We start from the raw sequence: 16,944 nt of genomic DNA, 5'->3' as shown, positions 1-16,944 counted from the left end.
GCACTCGGGCGTTACTGCGAGCTACTCGTGGGCGCACGGTGACAGCCAGGACGGCACCCGCCACCACCGATTTATTTCTGGAGCCCCCGAGTGAGCAAGCGCACCTTCCAGCCGAACAACCGTCGTCGCGCGAAGACCCACGGCTTCCGCCTGCGGATGCGTACCCGTGCCGGCCGCGCGATTCTGGCGAACCGCCGCAGCAAGGGTCGCGCCAGCCTGTCCGCCTGATCCCGGTCAGGTCATGCCGTCGTGCTGCCCACCGAGAACCGGCTGAGGCGGCGCGAGGACTTCGCGACCGCAGTACGACGAGGGCGCCGGGCCGGACGCCCGTCCCTCGTCGTCCATTTTCGTAGCGGTGCCACGGACCCGCACGCGCCTGGGGAGAGCGCTCCCCCGACGCGTGCGGGTTTCGTCGTGAGCAAGGCCGTGGGCGGCGCGGTCGTGCGCAACAAGGTGAAGCGCAGACTGCGTCATCTGATGCGCGACAGGGTCGCTCTGTTTCCCCCCGGTAGCCTGGTAGTCGTACGAGCGCTGCCCGAGGCGGGCGACGCCGATCACGAACAGCTGGCCCGAGACCTGGACGCCGCCGTTCAGCGGCTGCTGGGAGGGGGCGCACGATGAAGTATCCGCTGCTGGCGCTGATCAAGCTGTACCAGTGGACCATCAGTCCGCTGCTGGGGCCGGTGTGCAAGTACTACCCGTCGTGCTCCCACTACGGCTTCCAGGCCATCGACCGGCATGGTGCGATCAAGGGAACGGCACTCACCGCCTGGCGCATCCTGCGGTGCAATCCGTGGTCGCTGGGCGGTGTGGACCATGTCCCGCCGCGCAAGCGTCCGCGGTGGCACGAAATGCTGCGTAACGCCTGGCGTGCACGTAGGGGCGGGCCCTCCGCCGCCTCGGCCACCGAGGGACAGACTCCTTCGAGCCCGGCCGCAGAGACTCCGTCCCATGCCCAAGGAGCATGATTAGTGGACACGATTGCCAGTCTTTTCAGCTTCATCACGACACCCGTCTCCTGGGTCATCGTCCAGTTCCACACGGTGTACGGCAAGATCTTCGGCCCTGACACCGGATGGGCCTGGGGCCTGTCGATCGTGTCCCTCGTGATCCTGATCCGTATCTGCCTGATCCCGCTCTTCGTGAAGCAGATCAAGTCGACGCGGGCCATGCAGACGCTCCAGCCCGAGATGAAGAAGATCCAGGAGCGCTACAAGAACGACAAACAGCGTCAGTCCGAAGAGATGATGAAGCTGTACAAGGAGACGGGCACCAACCCGCTCTCCTCGTGCCTTCCCATCCTGGCGCAGTCCCCGTTCTTCTTCGCCCTGTATCACGTGCTCAACGGCATCGCGACCGGCTCGACGATCGGCGTCATCAACGATTCGCTGCTGGCCAGTGCCCGTAAGGCGCACATTTTCGGTGCCCCGCTGGCCGCGAAGTTCACGGACGGTTCGAGCAAGGTCGAGGCACTCGGCGCCTCGCTGACCGACGTCCGGGTCGTCACCGCGGTCATGATCGTCCTGATGTCGGCGTCGCAGTTCTATACGCAGCGCCAGCTGATGACGAAGAACGTCGACACCACGGTCAAGACGCCGTTCATGCAGCAGCAGAAGATGCTGATGTACGTCTTCCCGGTCATGTTCGCCGTCTTCGGCATCAACTTCCCGGTCGGTGTCCTCGTCTACTGGCTGACCACCAACGTGTGGACCATGGGCCAGCAGATGTACGTCATCCGCAACAACCCGACGCCGGGTTCCAAGGCCCAGGCCGCCTACCTGGAGCGCCTCACCCATCACGTCACGAACCACGGCAAGGCCCGCAAGCGCAGCGAGCGCACCATCATCAAGGCGATCGTCGCCAAGGGCCGCGACCGCAACGAGTTCGAGCGCAAGTTCATCAACGGTCTGAACAAGGCGGGCCTGGCGGCCCAGGCCGACGGCTCCGTCGTCCAGAGCGAGTCCCAGGCCGCGGTCCAGACCGAGGACGGCGCGTCGACCAGCGCGGCAGCCCCCAAGCGTCAGCAGCCCAAGCGGCAGAGCAAGTCCCAGCGGCAGTCGGGCGGCGCGGCGGCCTCGGGTGGTAAGGCGGCCGGTGATGCCCCGTCGCCGGAGCCGACCTCACTGACCAAGTCCGATGAGCCAGAGGACGCCAAGCCCGCCGAACCCGCCAAGAAGCAGTCCGGCGGCGGTACCCGCAGCAAGGCCCAGTCCGGACAGCGCAAGGGTCCGCAGCGGCCCAAGTCCCCGTCCAAGAAGTAAGAAGGAGTCCATCCCGTGACGGAAGGCACCACCTCCGCCGCTGCCGAGGGCGCAGACACCCTGACCCGCCTGGAGCAGGAGGGTGAGATCGCGGCGGACTACCTCGAGGGTCTGCTCGACATCGCCGATCTCGACGGCGACATCGACATGGACGTCGAGGCCGACCGCGCCGCTGTCTCGATCATCAGCGACGCGGGCGGCCGCGACCTGCAGAAGCTGGTCGGCCGGGACGGCGAGGTGCTGGAAGCCCTGCAGGAGCTCACGCGCCTGGCTGTGCACCGGGAGACCGGGGACCGCAGCCGGCTGATGCTGGACATCGGTGGTTACCGGGCCAAGAAGCGCGCCGAGCTCTCCGAGCTGGGCGCCAAGGCAGCTGCCGAAGTCAAGAGCACCGGCGAGTCCGTGAAGCTCGATCCGATGACGCCGTTCGAGCGCAAGGTCGTGCACGACGCGGTCAAGGCCGCCGGCTTGCGCAGTGAGTCCGAGGGCGAGGAGCCGCAGCGCTTCGTCGTCGTGCTTCCCGCCTGATCGGTCCGTACGTTCCTCCGGCCCCGTCTGTCTGTAGAGCAGGCGGGGCCGAACTTTGTCAGCCTGATAGTTCTGGTTGTCGGCGCCCGTGCGCTGATGCGGTACGGAAGGACGGTTCCCCGTGACGGAGGCAGCGGAGCTCCCCCCTGCGCCCGAGCAGGCGCGTGAGGTGTTCGGCGATCGCTTCGACGATGCGGTTCGCTACGCGGAGCTGCTCGCCGAGGCGGGGGTGCAGCGCGGTCTCATCGGCCCGCGTGAAGTGCCCCGCCTCTGGGAGCGGCACCTGCTGAACTGCGCGGTGCTCTCGGAGGTGGTTCCCGAGGGCGTGACGGTGTGCGACGTCGGCTCCGGCGCAGGGCTGCCCGGCATCCCCCTGGCGCTTGTACGCGAGGATCTGAAGATCACGCTGCTGGAGCCGCTGCTGCGGCGCACCACCTTCCTCACCGAGGTCGTGGAGCTGCTGGGCCTGGACCATGTGACAGTCGTGCGCGGCCGTGCCGAGGAGGTCATGGGCAAACTGACTCCCGTGCATGTGGTGACAGCGCGGGCCGTGGCCCCGCTCGACCGACTGGCGGCGTGGGGCGTCCCGCTGCTGCGGCCCTATGGCGAGATGCTCGCGCTCAAGGGCGACACCGCGGAGGAGGAGCTCAAGGCGGCAGGTACGGCCCTGAGCAAGCTCGGCGCCGTGGAGACCTCCATCCTGCATGTGGGTGAGGGCGTGGTCGACCCGTTGTCCACGGTGGTGAGGGTCGAGGTCGGGGAGAGTCCCGGTGGTGTCCGTTTCGCGGCCAAGCGCGCCAAGGCGGCCCGTACCGGCCGCACTCGTCGACGTCGCTGAACCGTCCTGACGACGAGACGTACTCCACACAAGCTGCCAAACCTCTGCATGCCGGAGTGTCGCGGCAGAACGGGCACGGTCGCCCTGCATCGTGTTTCACGTGAAACGTCGCTCACTGCTGCACGGCATCATCAGCCGGGGCCGCGCCGCGGCCGAACCCCGCGACCGAAAGCCTCTCGGGTCACTCGGAGAGGTAACGGAGTTGTCCACAGAGGTGGATTTCTCCACAGAACAACAGGCCTCACTGGTTCACGACCCCGAAGACATGGGAGGCTCTGTTCATTGCGAGCCTGAAGTCGAGGAGAGTGAATCCTTGCGGTCCGACGCCAACATCGCGGGACCGATGACCGATCCGGTCCCCGGTCCCCGTACCGAGTCGATGGGGGAGGATGTTTCACGTGAAACACCGCCCCCGATGGACGACACGCCGATCGGTCGTGCTGCCCAACTGGCAGTAGAGGCTTTGGGCCGTGCCGGCGAGGGCCTGCCACGGCCCGAGCAGACCCGGATCATGGTCGTAGCCAACCAGAAGGGCGGGGTGGGCAAGACGACGACGACCGTCAATCTTGCCGCTTCGCTTGCTCTGCACGGCGGCCGTGTCCTGGTCATCGACCTCGACCCCCAGGGCAACGCGTCCACAGCGCTGGGTATAGACCATCATGCGGAAGTGCCGTCCATCTACGACGTCCTGGTCGAAAGCAGGCCGCTGGCCGAGGTCGTCCAGCCGGTCCCCGATGTCGAAGGCCTCTTCTGCGCCCCCGCCACCATCGATCTCGCCGGTGCGGAGATCGAGCTGGTGTCCCTGGTGGCCCGGGAGAGCCGACTGCAACGAGCGATCCAGGCGTACGAGCAGCCCCTGGACTACATCCTCATCGACTGCCCGCCCTCGCTTGGCCTGTTGACGGTCAACGCGTTGGTGGCTGGTGCGGAGGTACTCATCCCGATCCAGTGCGAGTACTACGCGCTGGAGGGCCTGGGTCAGCTGCTGCGCAACGTCGACCTGGTGCGGGGTCACCTCAACCCCACCTTGCACGTATCGACCATCCTGCTCACCATGTACGACGGCCGGACGCGGCTTGCGTCCCAGGTCGCAGACGAGGTGCGCACCCACTTCGGTGACGAGGTGCTACGGACGAGCATTCCTCGCTCGGTCCGTATCTCCGAGGCGCCGAGCTATGGACAGACGGTGTTGACGTACGATCCGGGATCGAGCGGTGCCCTGTCCTACCTTGAGGCGGCGCGAGAGATCGCGTTGAAGGGAGTCGGCGTCAGCTACGACCCGACTCAGGCGCACATCGGCGCACAGAGTAACCCGAGCATGGTGGAGGGGATCCAGTGAGCGAGCGACGGAGGGGTTTGGGCCGTGGGCTCGGCGCATTGATCCCCGCTGCCCCGACAGAGAAGACGCCGACCCCGGCGGCGATGGGGGGCGCTGGCTCTGCCTCCCCGACGTCCGTTCCGGTGCTGACGACCGACCGTGGGGTGGCCGCGGCGAAGGTGGCCACGCTGCCGCCTGTTTCACATGAAACCGAGGAGCCGTCAGTCAACGGCTACGTGGAGTCGCCCGCGCCTCCCCTGGGCGCCCACTTCGCGGAGCTCCCTCTCGACTCCATCACGCCGAACCCGCGCCAGCCGCGTGAGGTCTTCGACGAGGACGCTCTTCAGGAGCTGGTCACCTCCATCCAGGAGGTCGGCCTCCTCCAGCCGGTCGTCGTGCGGCAGTTGGGTCCCGCCCGCTACGAGCTCATCATGGGCGAGCGGCGTTGGCGGGCCTGCCGTGAGGCGGGCCTGGAGGCGATCCCGGCGATCGTGCGGGCCACGGACGACGACAAGCTTCTCCTGGACGCGCTCCTGGAGAACCTGCACCGTGCTCAGCTGAACCCGCTGGAAGAGGCAGCCGCCTACGACCAGTTGCTGAAGGACTTCAACTGCACGCACGACCAGTTGGCGGACCGTATCGGCCGATCCCGGCCCCAGGTCTCCAACACACTGCGTCTGCTGAAGCTCTCACCTGCTGTCCAGCGCCGGGTGGCCGCCGGAGTTCTCTCCGCGGGACATGCCCGGGCGCTGCTCTCCGTAGATGATTCGGAGGAGCAGGACCGGCTGGCCCACCGGATCGTGGCCGAGGGACTTTCGGTGCGTGCCGTCGAGGAGATCGTGACCCTCATGGGGTCGCGGCCGCAGACCGCCCAGCGCTCTAAGGGGCCGCGTGCCGGCGCCCTCGTTTCCCCGGCGCTGACCGACCTCGCGACCCGTCTCTCGGACCGCTTCGAGACACGGGTGAAGGTCGACCTGGGACAGAAGAAGGGCAAGATCACGGTCGAGTTCGCCTCGATGGAGGACCTTGAGCGCATCCTCAGCTCTCTCGCCCCGGGTGAAGGACCGGTTCTGCAGAAGAGCCTGCTGGACGATGAGGCCGACGAGACGGAAGCCTGATCCAGGCCCCGCGGCACCGCCTGAGCCAGGCGCAAAGAGCGGGCCGTGTCCGGTGTGTACCGGACACGGCCCGCTCTTTGCTCTCAGGCGGTATCGATGGAATCGCTGTGTGGATACGATGCGAAGGGGTGCGGCACATCCTCCCGGCAGTACCTCTGAGGAGAGGCAGGGGCCATGCGAACGATGAGCCGAAGCGGACTGGTGAGCGCGGGCCTGGGACTGGGGGCGGTCGGCGGATTCGTCGGTAGCCTGCTCAGGGAACGGAGCGCTCTGACGGCCGCCCGCGACGCGGCGGGCGAAGGAAGCGAGGATCAGCCTTCATGGGGCGTCGGCTCGTACCGCTCACGCTGGACAACCTTCCGGACCTCCCCCGGCGTTGCCGCTCGTGTGTCTTCTGGGAGTTGGACCCCGTCAGCGGAGAAGCCGCGGTAAAGGCGGGAACACCCGCGCTGGAGAAGGAAGCCTGGATCTCTGCCGTCCTCCTCGACTGGGGATCGTGCGGTCGAGTCGTGTACGTCGATGACGTACCGGTCGGCTTCGTCCTCTACGCCCCTCCCGCGTACGTTCCTCGTTCGACGGCGTTTCCCACGAGCCCTGTCTCTCCGGACGCGGTCCAGTTGATGACGTCGTTCATCATGCCGGGCTATCAGGGACAGGGCCTGGGCCGGGTGATGGTGCAGACGGTCGCCAAGGATCTGCTGCGACGGGGCTTCAAGGCCGTCGAGGCCTTCGGTGACGCTCGCTGGAAGGAGCCGGCGTGCCTGCTCCCCGCGGACCATCTCCTTGCCGTGGGCTTCAAGACGGTCAGGCACCACCCCGCGTATCCGAGGCTGAGGCTGGAGCTGCGCACCACGCTCTCGTGGAAGGAAGACGTGGAGATGGCACTGGACCGGCTTCTGGGGGCGGTACAGAAGGAGCCAGCGCTGCGCCCCCTGTAATGCGATGGGGCCGGCCCTTTCGGGCCGGCCCCATCGTGTTTCACGTGAAACGTCACTCGGCGATGAAGTCCTCAAGGTCGCGGACGATCGCAGCCTTCGGCTTGGCACCCACGATGGTCTTGGCGACCTCGCCACCCTGGTACACGTTCAGCGTCGGGATGGACATGACGCCGTACTTGGCGGCCGTACCCGGGTTCTCGTCGATGTTCAGCTTGACGATTTCGATCTTGTCGCCGTACTCGGCGGCGATCGCCTCGAGGGACGGCGCGATCTGACGGCAAGGACCGCACCAGGCGGCCCAGAAGTCCACCAGGACGGGCTTGTCGCTCTTCAGGACGTCCTGCTCGAAGGAATCGTCGGTCACATTCTTCAGGGTGCCGGCCACGGCGGGCTCCTTAACTGGGTTGGTGCGGTGGGGCGGGATGGGGGTCAGACAGCGGTCTTCTCGGGCTCGGCCTTCTCCTCGTCCGCGAGGGCGGCGAGGAAACGCTCGGCGTCGAGAGCGGCGGAGCAGCCGGTGCCGGCCGCGGTGATCGCCTGGCGGTAGGTGTGATCGACCACGTCACCGGCGCCGAAGACACCGGTCAGGTTGGTGCGAGTAGAAGGTGCTTCCACCTTCACGTAGCCCTCACCGTCCAGTTCGAGCTGGCCCTTGAACAGCTCGGTGCGCGGGTCGTGGCCGATCGCGATGAACAGGCCGGTGACCGCCAGGTCCGAGAGTTCGCCGGTCTTGAGGTTGCGCAGCTTCAGGCCCGAGAGCTTCGGGTCGCCCTGGATCTCGGCGACCTCGCTGTCCCACACAAACTTGATCTTCGGGTCGGCGAAGGCGCGCTCCTGCATCGCCTTGGAGGCGCGCAGGGTGTCACGGCGGTGGACGATCGTCACGGACCTGGCGAAGCGGGAGAGGAAGGTCGCCTCCTCCATCGCGGTGTCACCACCGCCGATCACGGCGATGTCCTGGTCCTTGAAGAAGAAGCCGTCACAAGTGGCGCACCACGAGACACCCCGCCCGGAGAGAGCGTCCTCGTTCGGGAGGCCGAGCTTGCGGTGCTGCGAGCCGGTGGTGACGATCACGGCCTTCGCCTGGTGCACTGTGCCCGAGGTGTCGGTGACGGTCTTGATCTCACCGGTCAGGTCGACACTGACGATGTCGTCCGGGACGAGTTCGGCACCGAAGCGCTCGGCCTGGGCGCGCATGTTGTCCATGAGCTCGGGGCCCATGATGCCGTCCTGGAAGCCGGGGAAGTTCTCCACCTCGGTGGTGTTCATCAGCGCGCCGCCGGCGGTGACGGCGCCCTCGAACACCAGCGGCTTCAGCGACGCGCGCGCGGTGTAGAGCGCCGCCGTGTAGCCGGCGGGCCCGGAGCCGATGATGATCACGTTACGGACGTCGCTCACGGCTTGGTTCCTCGTCTCTGGACTGCGTCGTCGGACCGGTGGAGCCCACTCAGAACTCTCACCCCACCCAACGGATCCTAAGGGGCGCGCATTCCCGGTGTGTCCGGGCACACGGAGAGCTCACACCGTACGGATTACCACGCAGGACGGAGACGAGGCGTGAGTGGTCAGGAGCGCGCGTAGGTCTGATTCAGCAGAATCTTCGCGGTGCCCGTCGGTGCGTTCTTCACGCACGACGCATCCATGATGTAGGCGGTGACCCGGGTGCTGTCAGAGGGGTCACGCAGTACGACGAGAAGTGCGTCCGTGCCCTTGTAGACGCCGTCCTCGGTCGCGAGCGGCGCGTCAGTAGTGTGGATGCCGTTCTGGATGCACTGAGGAACCTCAGGCGTCACGAGGATGCGGGGATCTCCGGAGTCCGGGACGTTATTCGCGCCCATGCTGGTGTGCGGAGCCCGAGACCCGCCACTGCTCGCACTCTTCTCGCTGAGAAGATCCGAGACCTGCCTCTCCAGCCCGCTGGCGGAGAAGGTGTCGGCGGAGGTGGTCGCACGGTCGTGTGCCGCGCCGGTCGGCTTGCCGTCGTCCAACGCCGACAGCAGAACGGAGCCGAATCCCAGTGCGGCGACCGTGAAGACGGCGCCGAGGACGGCAATCTTGCGGCGTCCGTTCCTCTTGCGGTCCTTGCGGCCGGGGCCGGTGGTGGCAGAACGGGCATGTCCCGTGGGGCGGGCGGTGGTGGACGATGTTTCACGTGAAACATGCGGCGTCTCGACCGGCGCCGGTGCGTTCACCACCTCGGGAGCAGTTGCCTGCAGGAGAGCTTCCGCGGCGAGGGCGGCGTCGATCCTGCCGGCGACGTCGGAGGGCATCTGTGGTGGACCCGGCAGTGTGCCGAGCAGTCCGCGGATCTCCTCCAGCGACGCGTGCACGTCCGCGCAGAGTTCGCACTCGCCCAGATGCCGACGTACATCTGTGGTCCTGGAGGCGGGGAGGAGGCCTTCGGTGAGGTCGGAGATCTCCGCGACGTCCGGGTGCCCGGCTGTGTCTGTCGTGGAAGTCACGCTCGCCCACCTCCGCCCTTCACTGCAGCTGAATCGCTTGATCCCGAATCCGGCGGGCCTTCTGACGGAGGTCCCGCTGCGGGTGGGACGGATGTCCCCTGCGTCCGGTTCCGTCCAGCGCCCGTTTCTCTTCCGTCTCCGGCTCTTTCCGGCCGTAGATGAGTGAGAAGGGGGAGCAGTCTGGCTCTGCCTCGGGCGCAGCGGCTCTTCACTGTCCCTGTCGGCACGTCGAGCATGCGGGCGGCTTCGGCGACCGGGTAGCCCTGCATGTCCACTAGAACGAGGGCGGCCCGCTGGTCGGGCGGGAGCGTGCCTAGGGCCTCCAGGAGCTGGCGGTGGAGGTCGTTGCGCTCTGCGGGCGCCGAAGCGGACTCGTGCGGCTCCAGGAGCTGCTCCAGGCGCTCGGTGTCGTCCACCGGAGACGTCTTACGGGAGGCCACCTTTCTGGCCCGGTCCAGGCAGGCGTTGACCGTGATCCGGTGCAGCCAGGTGGTGACCGCGGACTGGCCCCGGAACGTGTGTGCGGCGCGGTAGGCGGACACAAGGGCGTCCTGAACGGCGTCAGCGGCTTCCTCACGGTCTCCCAGCGTGCGGAGGGCGACGGCCCAGAGCCGATCCCGGTGCCGCCGCACGAGCTCGCCGAAGGCGTCGGGGTCGCCGTCTACATGAAGGGCCAGGAGGTCCTGATCGCTGGTGTCGCCGTACGCGGTGTCATCTGCCATCGGACCCCCCTCCTCTCCCCGTTAACTGGCGATCTTGATGTCTGCCACCCGACCGCGGTAATTGCCTTCATCCGTCAGCGGCAGCTTGGTCAGCCAGATCAGAAGGTAGCGGGACTTCACGGCCTTGTCCGGCTTGAGCGGGACTCCGGTACCGGAGCCCTCCGCGACCTTCGTGTAGGCGTCGAAGCTCGTGGGCCTGGAGCTCGCGTCGCTTGAGGCGGCGCGCAGTTCCACAGACGTGTCGCCCATGAACGTGACGGTGACCTTCCCGATGTCCTGGACCTTGCCGAGGTCGAGGATTATCCCGAGGCCAGGCTTGAGGTTCCCGAAGTCGGCGCCCTTGTAGAAGTCCGTCTGCCAGTACGACGAGGTGTCGTTGTCGTAGGCCTTCTTTATGTCGTTCGGCTTCTCGGATCCGTCACCGAACGGGTCGAAGTCGTACCCCTTGGCGATGGTGATCGGAGCGCTGGCCGCCTTCGTCGGGTTCTTGTCGCCGTCGTCGGTCGTCTGGGTCTGGTTCTCGTCCGACTTGCCGCCCTGGTCCATCAGCGCGTCCGCCAGCTGCCAACTGCCCAGGCCCAGCGCGGCGATGAGGAGGGCGGAGACCGCCCACTTCAGCGCTCGGCCGGTACGGCTCTGGAGGGGTGGAGGCGGGGTCGGGACCGGCTGAGTGACGCCGGGGTGCGGCGCCGGGCGGCCGTACGTGCCCTGTTGGTACGTCGTGCGCTGGTACTCGGGCGGGGCCGTGAACGTCGGCTCCGGCGGGCGGATGCGGGGCATCTCACCGATCGCCTTGACCAGTTCCTCGGGTGTGGTGCACGCCGACTCGTGGCGCGAGGCGGTGGCACCGTCGTTGGCGAGCGCCCGCATGGACAGCTCGGACAGCCCGCGGTGGACACCCGCCCGCACCTGGTCGGGCGCGATGAGACCGACGTCCTTGGGCAGACCGGCCAGACCGTAGGCGTCGTTCTCGTACGGCCACCGCTGGGTGAGCGCCGCGTACAGGAGCGCGCCGATCGCCTCCGTGTCGGTGCGCTGCGGAGTCTCCGAACTCGCGCCCCGCAGCGCGGCGTTCACGGCGAGACCGCGGATGCGCCACTGCCCGCTCGACGTACGCAGGACCGCGTTCGGGTTCAGCCGCAGATGTGCGAGCCCTTCGCGGTGGGCCGCGGCCATGGCAGACGCCACCTGACTGACCATCTGGTAGGCGTCAAACACCTCCAGCGGACCCGGAGCGAGGAGCGCGGTCAGCTCGGTCGCGTCGGGCAGCCACTCGTGGACGACATAGACGAGGTCGTTCTCCTCGACGGCGTCGAGGACCTGGACGAAGCGCGGGTCGCCCAGCAACGCGGACGAACGGGCCGCGGCCAGGACGGAACGCGCCCGCGCATGGTCGGCCGGCAGGATGTGCACGCCGACGGCCCGACGGAGTTTCTCGTCGACGGCCCGCCAGCTGCTGAAGCCGTCCAGACGGGTGACGCACTCCTCGAGACGGTAGCGTCTGGCGAGTTTGTGGCCGCTGTGCAGCTCCGGCGGTGACGCCTTGCCAGGACTCTCGGTCCCGCCACTCCCCTGTGCCTCGACGTCTTCCGTGTCCAGCTCCCGGTTCTTGGCCACGCCGTCGGCCGTGGACTGGTCCGCCTGGGCGGTCAGCGGTTCGTCACCGCTGTTGTCTGCCACGTCGACGGCAGCCGTGCTCCGTTCCGCCACCGTCGTTCCCTGCCTCCCCATACGTTGCGCGCCGTGCGACGCAGAATCCAATTGTGCCCACAGTCCGACGCTATGCACGACACACAGTGCCGGACGATGGTTGTGCGCGTACCCATGCCTCAGCGCCCCAGACGCCCCCGGACCATGCCGACCAGCGAGTTCAGCTCCTCGATCCGCATCTTGCGAGCGGCGACGAAGAAGATCCCGAGCAGAATCGCTCCACCCGCGATCAGAGCGGCGAACGAACCGACCACTCCCTGGCCGAGCGAGTGACCGATGGCGTAGCAGGCCGCACCGCTCAGCAACGCCGCCGGTACCGAGGCGATGCAGAGCCTGGCGTAGGTCCGCAGGACACGGTTGCCGTCCAGGTCGCCGCCGAGGCGCTTGCGCAGCCGGTTCCAGGCGACGCCGACACCGATCGCGTAGGCCAGACCATACGAGGCAGCCATGCCCGCCACGGCCCAGCGCGGTGACAGCACCACGTAACACAGCGCCGAGGCGCCCGCGTTGACCGCTGCCACGATGACCGTGTTGTAGAAGGGGGTGCGGGTGTCCTCGTAGGCGTAGAAGGCGCGCAGGACGACGTACTGCACGGAGTAGGGGATCAAGCCGAGGGCGAAGGCCATCAGCATGAAGCCCATGTTCGTGGCCTCGCTGGTACCGGACGAGCCGAAGATCAACGTGCACATCGGGATGCCGAGGGCGACGAACCCGAAGGCGATCGGCACGATCGCGACGGCAGTGGTGCGCAGGCCCTGGGAGATGTCGTCACGGACCGCGCCGCCGTCCTCCTCGGCCGCGGAGCGGGCCAGCCGCGGCAGCAGAGCCGCCATCAGGGAGACGGTGATGATGGCCTGCGGCAGACCCCAGATGAGTTGGGCGTTGGCGTAGGCGGAGAAGCCGGTGCCGTCGACCGGGGAGGCCTTGCCCGCCGCAGTCGACAGCTGCGAGACGACGATCGCGCCGGCCTGGTTGGCCAGGACGAACAGGACGGTCCATTTGGCGAGCGTCACGGCCTTGCCGAGGCCGTGGCCCCGCCAGTCGAAGCGCAGCCTCATCCGGAAGCCGGTCTCGCGGAGGTACGGGATCATCGCCAGCGCCTGGACCGTGAGGCCGAGCAGGACGCCGATGCCGAGGAGACGCTGCCCCTCCGGCGGAATGTTGGTGACCTTCATGCCAGAGTCGGCCGCGGTGCCGTAGACCCACATGAACATGCCGAGCGTCACGATGATGACGATGTTGTTCAGAACCGGGGTCCACATCATCGCGCCGAACTTCCCGCGCGCGTTGAGGATCTGCCCCATCACCACATGGATGCCCATGAAGAAGATCGAGGGCAGGAAGTAGCGGACGAAGGTGATGCCGACCTCGTTGGCCGCCGGGTCGCCGGCCACTGAGTCGGACAGCAGCCGGATCAGGAACGGGGCACCGAGGACCGCGAGCCCGGTGAGTACACCGAGCGCCACCATGACCAGGGTCAGCAGACGGTTGGCGTACGCCTCGCCGCCGTCCTCGTCCTCCTTCATGGCCCGCACGAGCTGCGGCACGAACACGGAGTTGAGGCCGCCACCGACGGTCAGGATGTAGATCATCGTCGGCAACTGATAGGCGACCTGGAAGGTGTCACCGAGCAGACCGACACCCAGCGCCGACACGATCAACGCCGAGCGAACGAAGCCGGTGAGACGCGAGACCATCGTGCCCGCGGCCATCACGGCGCTCGACTTCAGCAGGCCCCCGGCCTTTCCGTCCTTCTTCCCGGGAACAGGGGACGCATGGGCCGCCACAGCCGGCGCGGTACCGAGGTTCATGGTCTCGTCGGCCGACGGAGCTGGGGCCGCGGGAGCCTGGAACTGCGGTGCGGACGACGACGGCCCGCCCGGGGCCGGCGCCGGCCCCGGCACCGACGGGGGATCCGTCGGACGGCCGCCACCCTGCTGCTGGTCGCGGAAGAGATGGGCGAACGCGTCCGGCTCGTGGCGTGCGTCGCCGGCCTGGCTCATCAGGTCGTCAACCCCCACGAACTGGGTGGTGCGAGGGTTGTCGCCGTACGGCAGATACTGCGTCGGTCCTTCCGGCTCGGGCGCCGGGGTCTGTGCCCACACGTGCGGGTCGGGGGCGTAGGGGGACTGGGGCGGCTGGGAGTACAGCGGCTGCTGCGGCTGATAGGTGCCGGGGGGCGGTGGGGGATGCGCGGCACGGTCGTAGAGAGCCTCGGCGACCGGGTCCTGGGCAGAGAGGTCCTGCGCACGGTAGGGGTCCTGGTCGTACGCGTCCTGGAGATACATGTCCGCGGGAGCCTGCGGCGGCACCTGGCCATGCTCGGGCGGCGGCCCCTCGGGGCTACCCGAGTTGTCCGCGCCCTGACCGCGATCACCGTCGTACGGCGCGTTCATGGTTACCCCACCTCATCGTCCCGGGCCCACCGGCCACGACATCCTCAACGGTCCACTCTCTCACCCGTGCCGGACGGGCCGGTGCTTTCCGTTGCGGTGTCCGCTGTCAGGTCACTCGGCTGCTCGGGGGCGCCTGCCCCGGTGTCGGTGCCCGACTCCTCCTTGAGACGGTCCTCGGGGCCCCCGGGGTTCTCCGGACCGTTCATGGCTTCGGTTGCCTCGTCGTCGGGGCCGTTCTGCTCGGCCGCCCGTGCGGCCGCGCGCTTGCGCTGGGTGTACATCCGGAAGCCTGCCAGAACCAGCAGCAGGACACCGCCGCCGATGACCAGCATCACCGTCGCCGTGAACTCGGTGACCTTCACGTCGAACTTGACGGGGTCGCCGTACGGCTGGCCGTCCTCCGTGTACAGCTGGGCGACCACCGAGGCCTTGCCGTTGGCGTTGGCCGTCGTGGTGAACTTCACCGTCTGGCTGTGGCCGCCCGAGACCTCTACCGGCTGCTCGTAGTAGGAGGAGCCACCGATCTCGAGCCGGTTCGGGCTCAGTGAGGTCAGCCGCAGCCTCAGGTGGTCCACACCCTGCACCAGGTTGTTCTGGACCGTCACGGGGATCGTGGCACTGCGGCCGGAGAGCTTGGTCTCCGACTTGTCGATCAGGCTGACCTGGGAGATCAGTTCGTCGAGGTAGGCCTCGACGTCGCTGCGGAAACCGATCGCCTCGCTGGCGCGGCCCCGCCACGACGTGGACATCTCGCGGTTCACGGCCCGTCCGAAGGGGGTCACGACGCGGGACTGGTCGGAGAGGATCACCTTGAAGTTGTCGAGCTTGTTCTGTGTGCTGGCGATCTGCTGGAAGGCCGACTTCGGCAGCTCCTGCTTGCGCAGCGAGGAGGGGTAAGCGGACGCCGAGGGCACTTTGGTGGTGGCCTCCGGGTCAGGCTTGGCCGCGGCCGCCGCCGTCAGCTTCTGCGTCTGGGACCAGTTACCGCCCTCCAGAGCGGTGATCGCTTCGGCCATGGCGTCGGCCTGGCTCGACGTGGGCATGCGCTGTGGGGCGACGACGATGCTGCGCTGATTGTCCGTCTGCAGGTCGAGAGCGAGGCTCTGAGCGAGGAACCGCTGGACGGCGAGTGTGGCGGAGGATGCCCTCGTGAGATCACCCTGGAACGCCGTCGACAGCCGTGCGTCCGCGACGACCGCTGTGGTGCCGCCGCCGATGGGGCGGGCCGCGGAGGGCGTGTACGACAGCCCGGCGGTCTCCTGGAGGCTGTCGCTGCGGGCGATTACCTTGTCGGCGCCGGCGGAGGTGGCGACCTTGACGATCGAGGGGTCCACCGCGCCGTTCACCGGCCAGGCGAAGTCGGTGCTCGGCGTCACATGCAGCACGGTCCTCACCGTGGTGGCCGCGACGTCGGTGGCCTCGTCGAGATGGCTGAGTGAGCCGGTGACGCTCGTGCCGTTGTGGGCCAGCGAGGCGAGGTCGGGGTCGGCGAAGGGCAGTGCGACTACCTCTTTGTCCTCCACCGCCTTCTGCAGCCGGGCCAGCCACTGCTTGGCGAGTGCCTGGTGGGTGCCCGCCGTGGTGGTGTCGCCCGCGCCCTGGATCCGGTAGCTGCGGGTCATCGCGTCGACGGACGCCAGCAGGTCAGGGTCGATCACCCAGGTGACGTCCAGGTTCTCGCCGAGTGACAGCATCTGGTCCAGTCGGCCGCCCGCCGAGATCTCCTCGGCGAGGTCGTCGTTGAGGAAGACCGGTGTCTGCTGCGCGTTCGAGCCGGTCTCCGCCGTCATGTGCACCGTGGAGATCAGTGGCCACAGGAAGGTGGTCTTCGTCTTCGTGTCCACTTCGTCGGACTGCCAGGGCAGGAAGGTCCGCTGGATGCCCAGCGTCCGGTCCCACGGCTGCGCGGAGGTCTTACCTGAGATGGAGACGGCGAACTGGTAGACGCCGGCGTCGCCGAGGTCCAACTCGTCGACCGGGACGGAGATGGAGAAGGGCTCGGCCACCCCGGGGGTCAGCTTCGCGAACTTCGCCACATACTTGCCGCCGACCTCGGATCCCATGGCGGCCTGGAGCGAGTCCTTGTTCTCGATGACGGTGTCGATCGAGGAGCGGGTGTTCAGCTCGGGTCCCACCTGGAGTCCCACATGGGCGGCCGTGACGGCTTGCTTGCCGTTGTTGGTCACCGTGCCCGACACGGTGAGAGTGTCACCTTCCGTAGGCGCGCTGGGGCTGAGTGTGTCGACCGCGACGGACACCGATCCGGAGTCGTCGGCGGCCTGAGCGGGCGCCGCGGCGGTCAGCTGGCACAGTCCGGCCAGCAGAGGAGCCCCTGCGAGCAGGGCCCCGGTACGCCGCAGCCAGCGGCGGGCAGGTGAGGGACTCGTCCCCTGGAAGTCTGCCGCCTCGGCCACGCGCTCGCCCGTCCCTCGTCGTCGTCAGTGGTCGTTGGAATGTGCGTCCACGCATGGTAACGATGCGCGCTGAGGGGAAGTGCCGCGGACTGCTCCACAAGATCGGAGGACACTACCGCACTGTCCTGAATGTGCACGTATAAAGGGGAGCGCGCCCGTGAGTCTCCGGAGCAGACCTTGTGCAGGTCCGGATGGCGAGTCTGTGCACGTTTAATGGAGGCGCTCGGGGCGACCCGAGC

General features: G+C 67.8%; 16 protein-coding genes. 9 read left to right on the top strand and 7 right to left on the bottom strand.

What is annotated here, in order from left to right:
- Positions 1-90: 90 nt before the first annotated feature.
- From rpmH to AQJ46_RS27865, 9 genes are all read left to right on the top strand, one after another.
- Positions 91-228: a 50S ribosomal protein L34 gene (rpmH, locus tag AQJ46_RS27905; protein ID WP_005482975.1), complete on the top strand. Its 138-nt coding sequence runs from the start codon at positions 91-93 to the stop codon at positions 226-228.
- 21 nt (positions 229-249) lie between these two features.
- Positions 250-621, top strand: coding sequence for a ribonuclease P protein component (gene rnpA, locus AQJ46_RS27900; RefSeq protein WP_059208182.1), 372 nt, complete (start codon positions 250-252; stop codon positions 619-621).
- A complete protein-coding gene (gene yidD / locus AQJ46_RS27895) occupies positions 618-968 on the top strand; it encodes a membrane protein insertion efficiency factor YidD (protein WP_057609092.1) in 351 nt (116 codons plus the stop codon). Before rnpA ends, yidD begins: the two co-directional genes overlap by 4 nt.
- Before the next feature lie 3 nt (positions 969-971).
- Positions 972-2,261: a membrane protein insertase YidC gene (gene yidC, locus AQJ46_RS27890; protein ID WP_057609094.1), complete on the top strand. Its 1,290-nt coding sequence runs from the start codon at positions 972-974 to the stop codon at positions 2,259-2,261.
- A gap of 15 nt (positions 2,262-2,276) precedes the next feature.
- A complete protein-coding gene (locus AQJ46_RS27885) occupies positions 2,277-2,789 on the top strand; it encodes a Jag family protein (RefSeq protein WP_057609096.1) in 513 nt (170 codons plus the stop codon).
- A gap of 121 nt (positions 2,790-2,910) precedes the next feature.
- Entirely contained in the window at positions 2,911-3,627 is a 717-nt protein-coding gene (rsmG, locus tag AQJ46_RS27880) for a 16S rRNA (guanine(527)-N(7))-methyltransferase RsmG (RefSeq protein ID WP_059208181.1), read from the top strand.
- 265 nt (positions 3,628-3,892) lie between these two features.
- The gene (locus AQJ46_RS27875) at positions 3,893-4,966 is read left to right on the top strand and encodes a ParA family protein (RefSeq protein ID WP_078935937.1); all 1,074 of its coding nucleotides are present in this window, start codon (positions 3,893-3,895) and stop codon (positions 4,964-4,966) included.
- Positions 4,963-6,063, top strand: coding sequence for a ParB/RepB/Spo0J family partition protein (locus AQJ46_RS27870; RefSeq protein ID WP_059208180.1), 1,101 nt, complete (start codon positions 4,963-4,965; stop codon positions 6,061-6,063). Before AQJ46_RS27875 ends, AQJ46_RS27870 begins: the two co-directional genes overlap by 4 nt.
- Positions 6,064-6,383: 320 nt before the next feature.
- Positions 6,384-7,001 carry a GNAT family N-acetyltransferase gene (locus AQJ46_RS27865; protein WP_059208179.1) on the top strand — a complete coding sequence of 206 codons (618 nt, stop codon included), beginning with the start codon at positions 6,384-6,386 and terminating at the stop codon, positions 6,999-7,001.
- A gap of 52 nt (positions 7,002-7,053) precedes the next feature.
- Here AQJ46_RS27865 and trxA read toward each other — a convergent pair whose 3' ends face one another.
- From trxA to AQJ46_RS27830, 7 genes are all read right to left on the bottom strand, one after another.
- Positions 7,054-7,386, bottom strand: coding sequence for a thioredoxin (gene trxA, locus AQJ46_RS27860; RefSeq protein ID WP_007383275.1), 333 nt, complete (start codon positions 7,384-7,386; stop codon positions 7,054-7,056).
- 44 nt (positions 7,387-7,430) lie between these two features.
- A complete protein-coding gene (gene trxB, locus AQJ46_RS27855; RefSeq protein WP_059208178.1) occupies positions 7,431-8,399 on the bottom strand; it encodes a thioredoxin-disulfide reductase in 969 nt (322 codons plus the stop codon).
- 167 nt (positions 8,400-8,566) lie between these two features.
- Positions 8,567-9,463, bottom strand: a complete 897-nt coding sequence (locus tag AQJ46_RS27850; RefSeq protein WP_059208177.1) for an anti-sigma factor — start codon at positions 9,461-9,463, stop codon at positions 8,567-8,569.
- The gene (gene sigM, locus AQJ46_RS27845; protein WP_059208176.1) at positions 9,460-10,185 is read right to left on the bottom strand and encodes an RNA polymerase sigma factor SigM; all 726 of its coding nucleotides are present in this window, start codon (positions 10,183-10,185) and stop codon (positions 9,460-9,462) included. The genes AQJ46_RS27850 and sigM overlap by 4 nt, the downstream gene beginning before the upstream one ends.
- Before the next feature lie 21 nt (positions 10,186-10,206).
- Positions 10,207-11,895 carry a protein kinase family protein gene (locus AQJ46_RS27840; RefSeq protein ID WP_059208175.1) on the bottom strand — a complete coding sequence of 563 codons (1,689 nt, stop codon included), beginning with the start codon at positions 11,893-11,895 and terminating at the stop codon, positions 10,207-10,209.
- Between the two features lie 119 nt (positions 11,896-12,014).
- Positions 12,015-14,291, bottom strand: a complete 2,277-nt coding sequence (gene murJ / locus AQJ46_RS27835; protein ID WP_059208174.1) for a murein biosynthesis integral membrane protein MurJ — start codon at positions 14,289-14,291, stop codon at positions 12,015-12,017.
- 44 nt (positions 14,292-14,335) lie between these two features.
- Positions 14,336-16,705: a DUF6049 family protein gene (locus AQJ46_RS27830; protein ID WP_059208173.1), complete on the bottom strand. Its 2,370-nt coding sequence runs from the start codon at positions 16,703-16,705 to the stop codon at positions 14,336-14,338.
- Positions 16,706-16,944: the final 239 nt, after the last annotated feature.

Origin of the sequence: Streptomyces canus, assembly GCF_001514145.1 — a bacterium.
In the GTDB taxonomy this organism is placed as follows: Bacteria; Actinomycetota; Actinomycetes; order Streptomycetales; family Streptomycetaceae; genus Streptomyces; species Streptomyces canus.
Note: the sequence above shows the minus strand (reverse complement) of the source record. Positions and strands in the feature narration are given on the sequence as shown.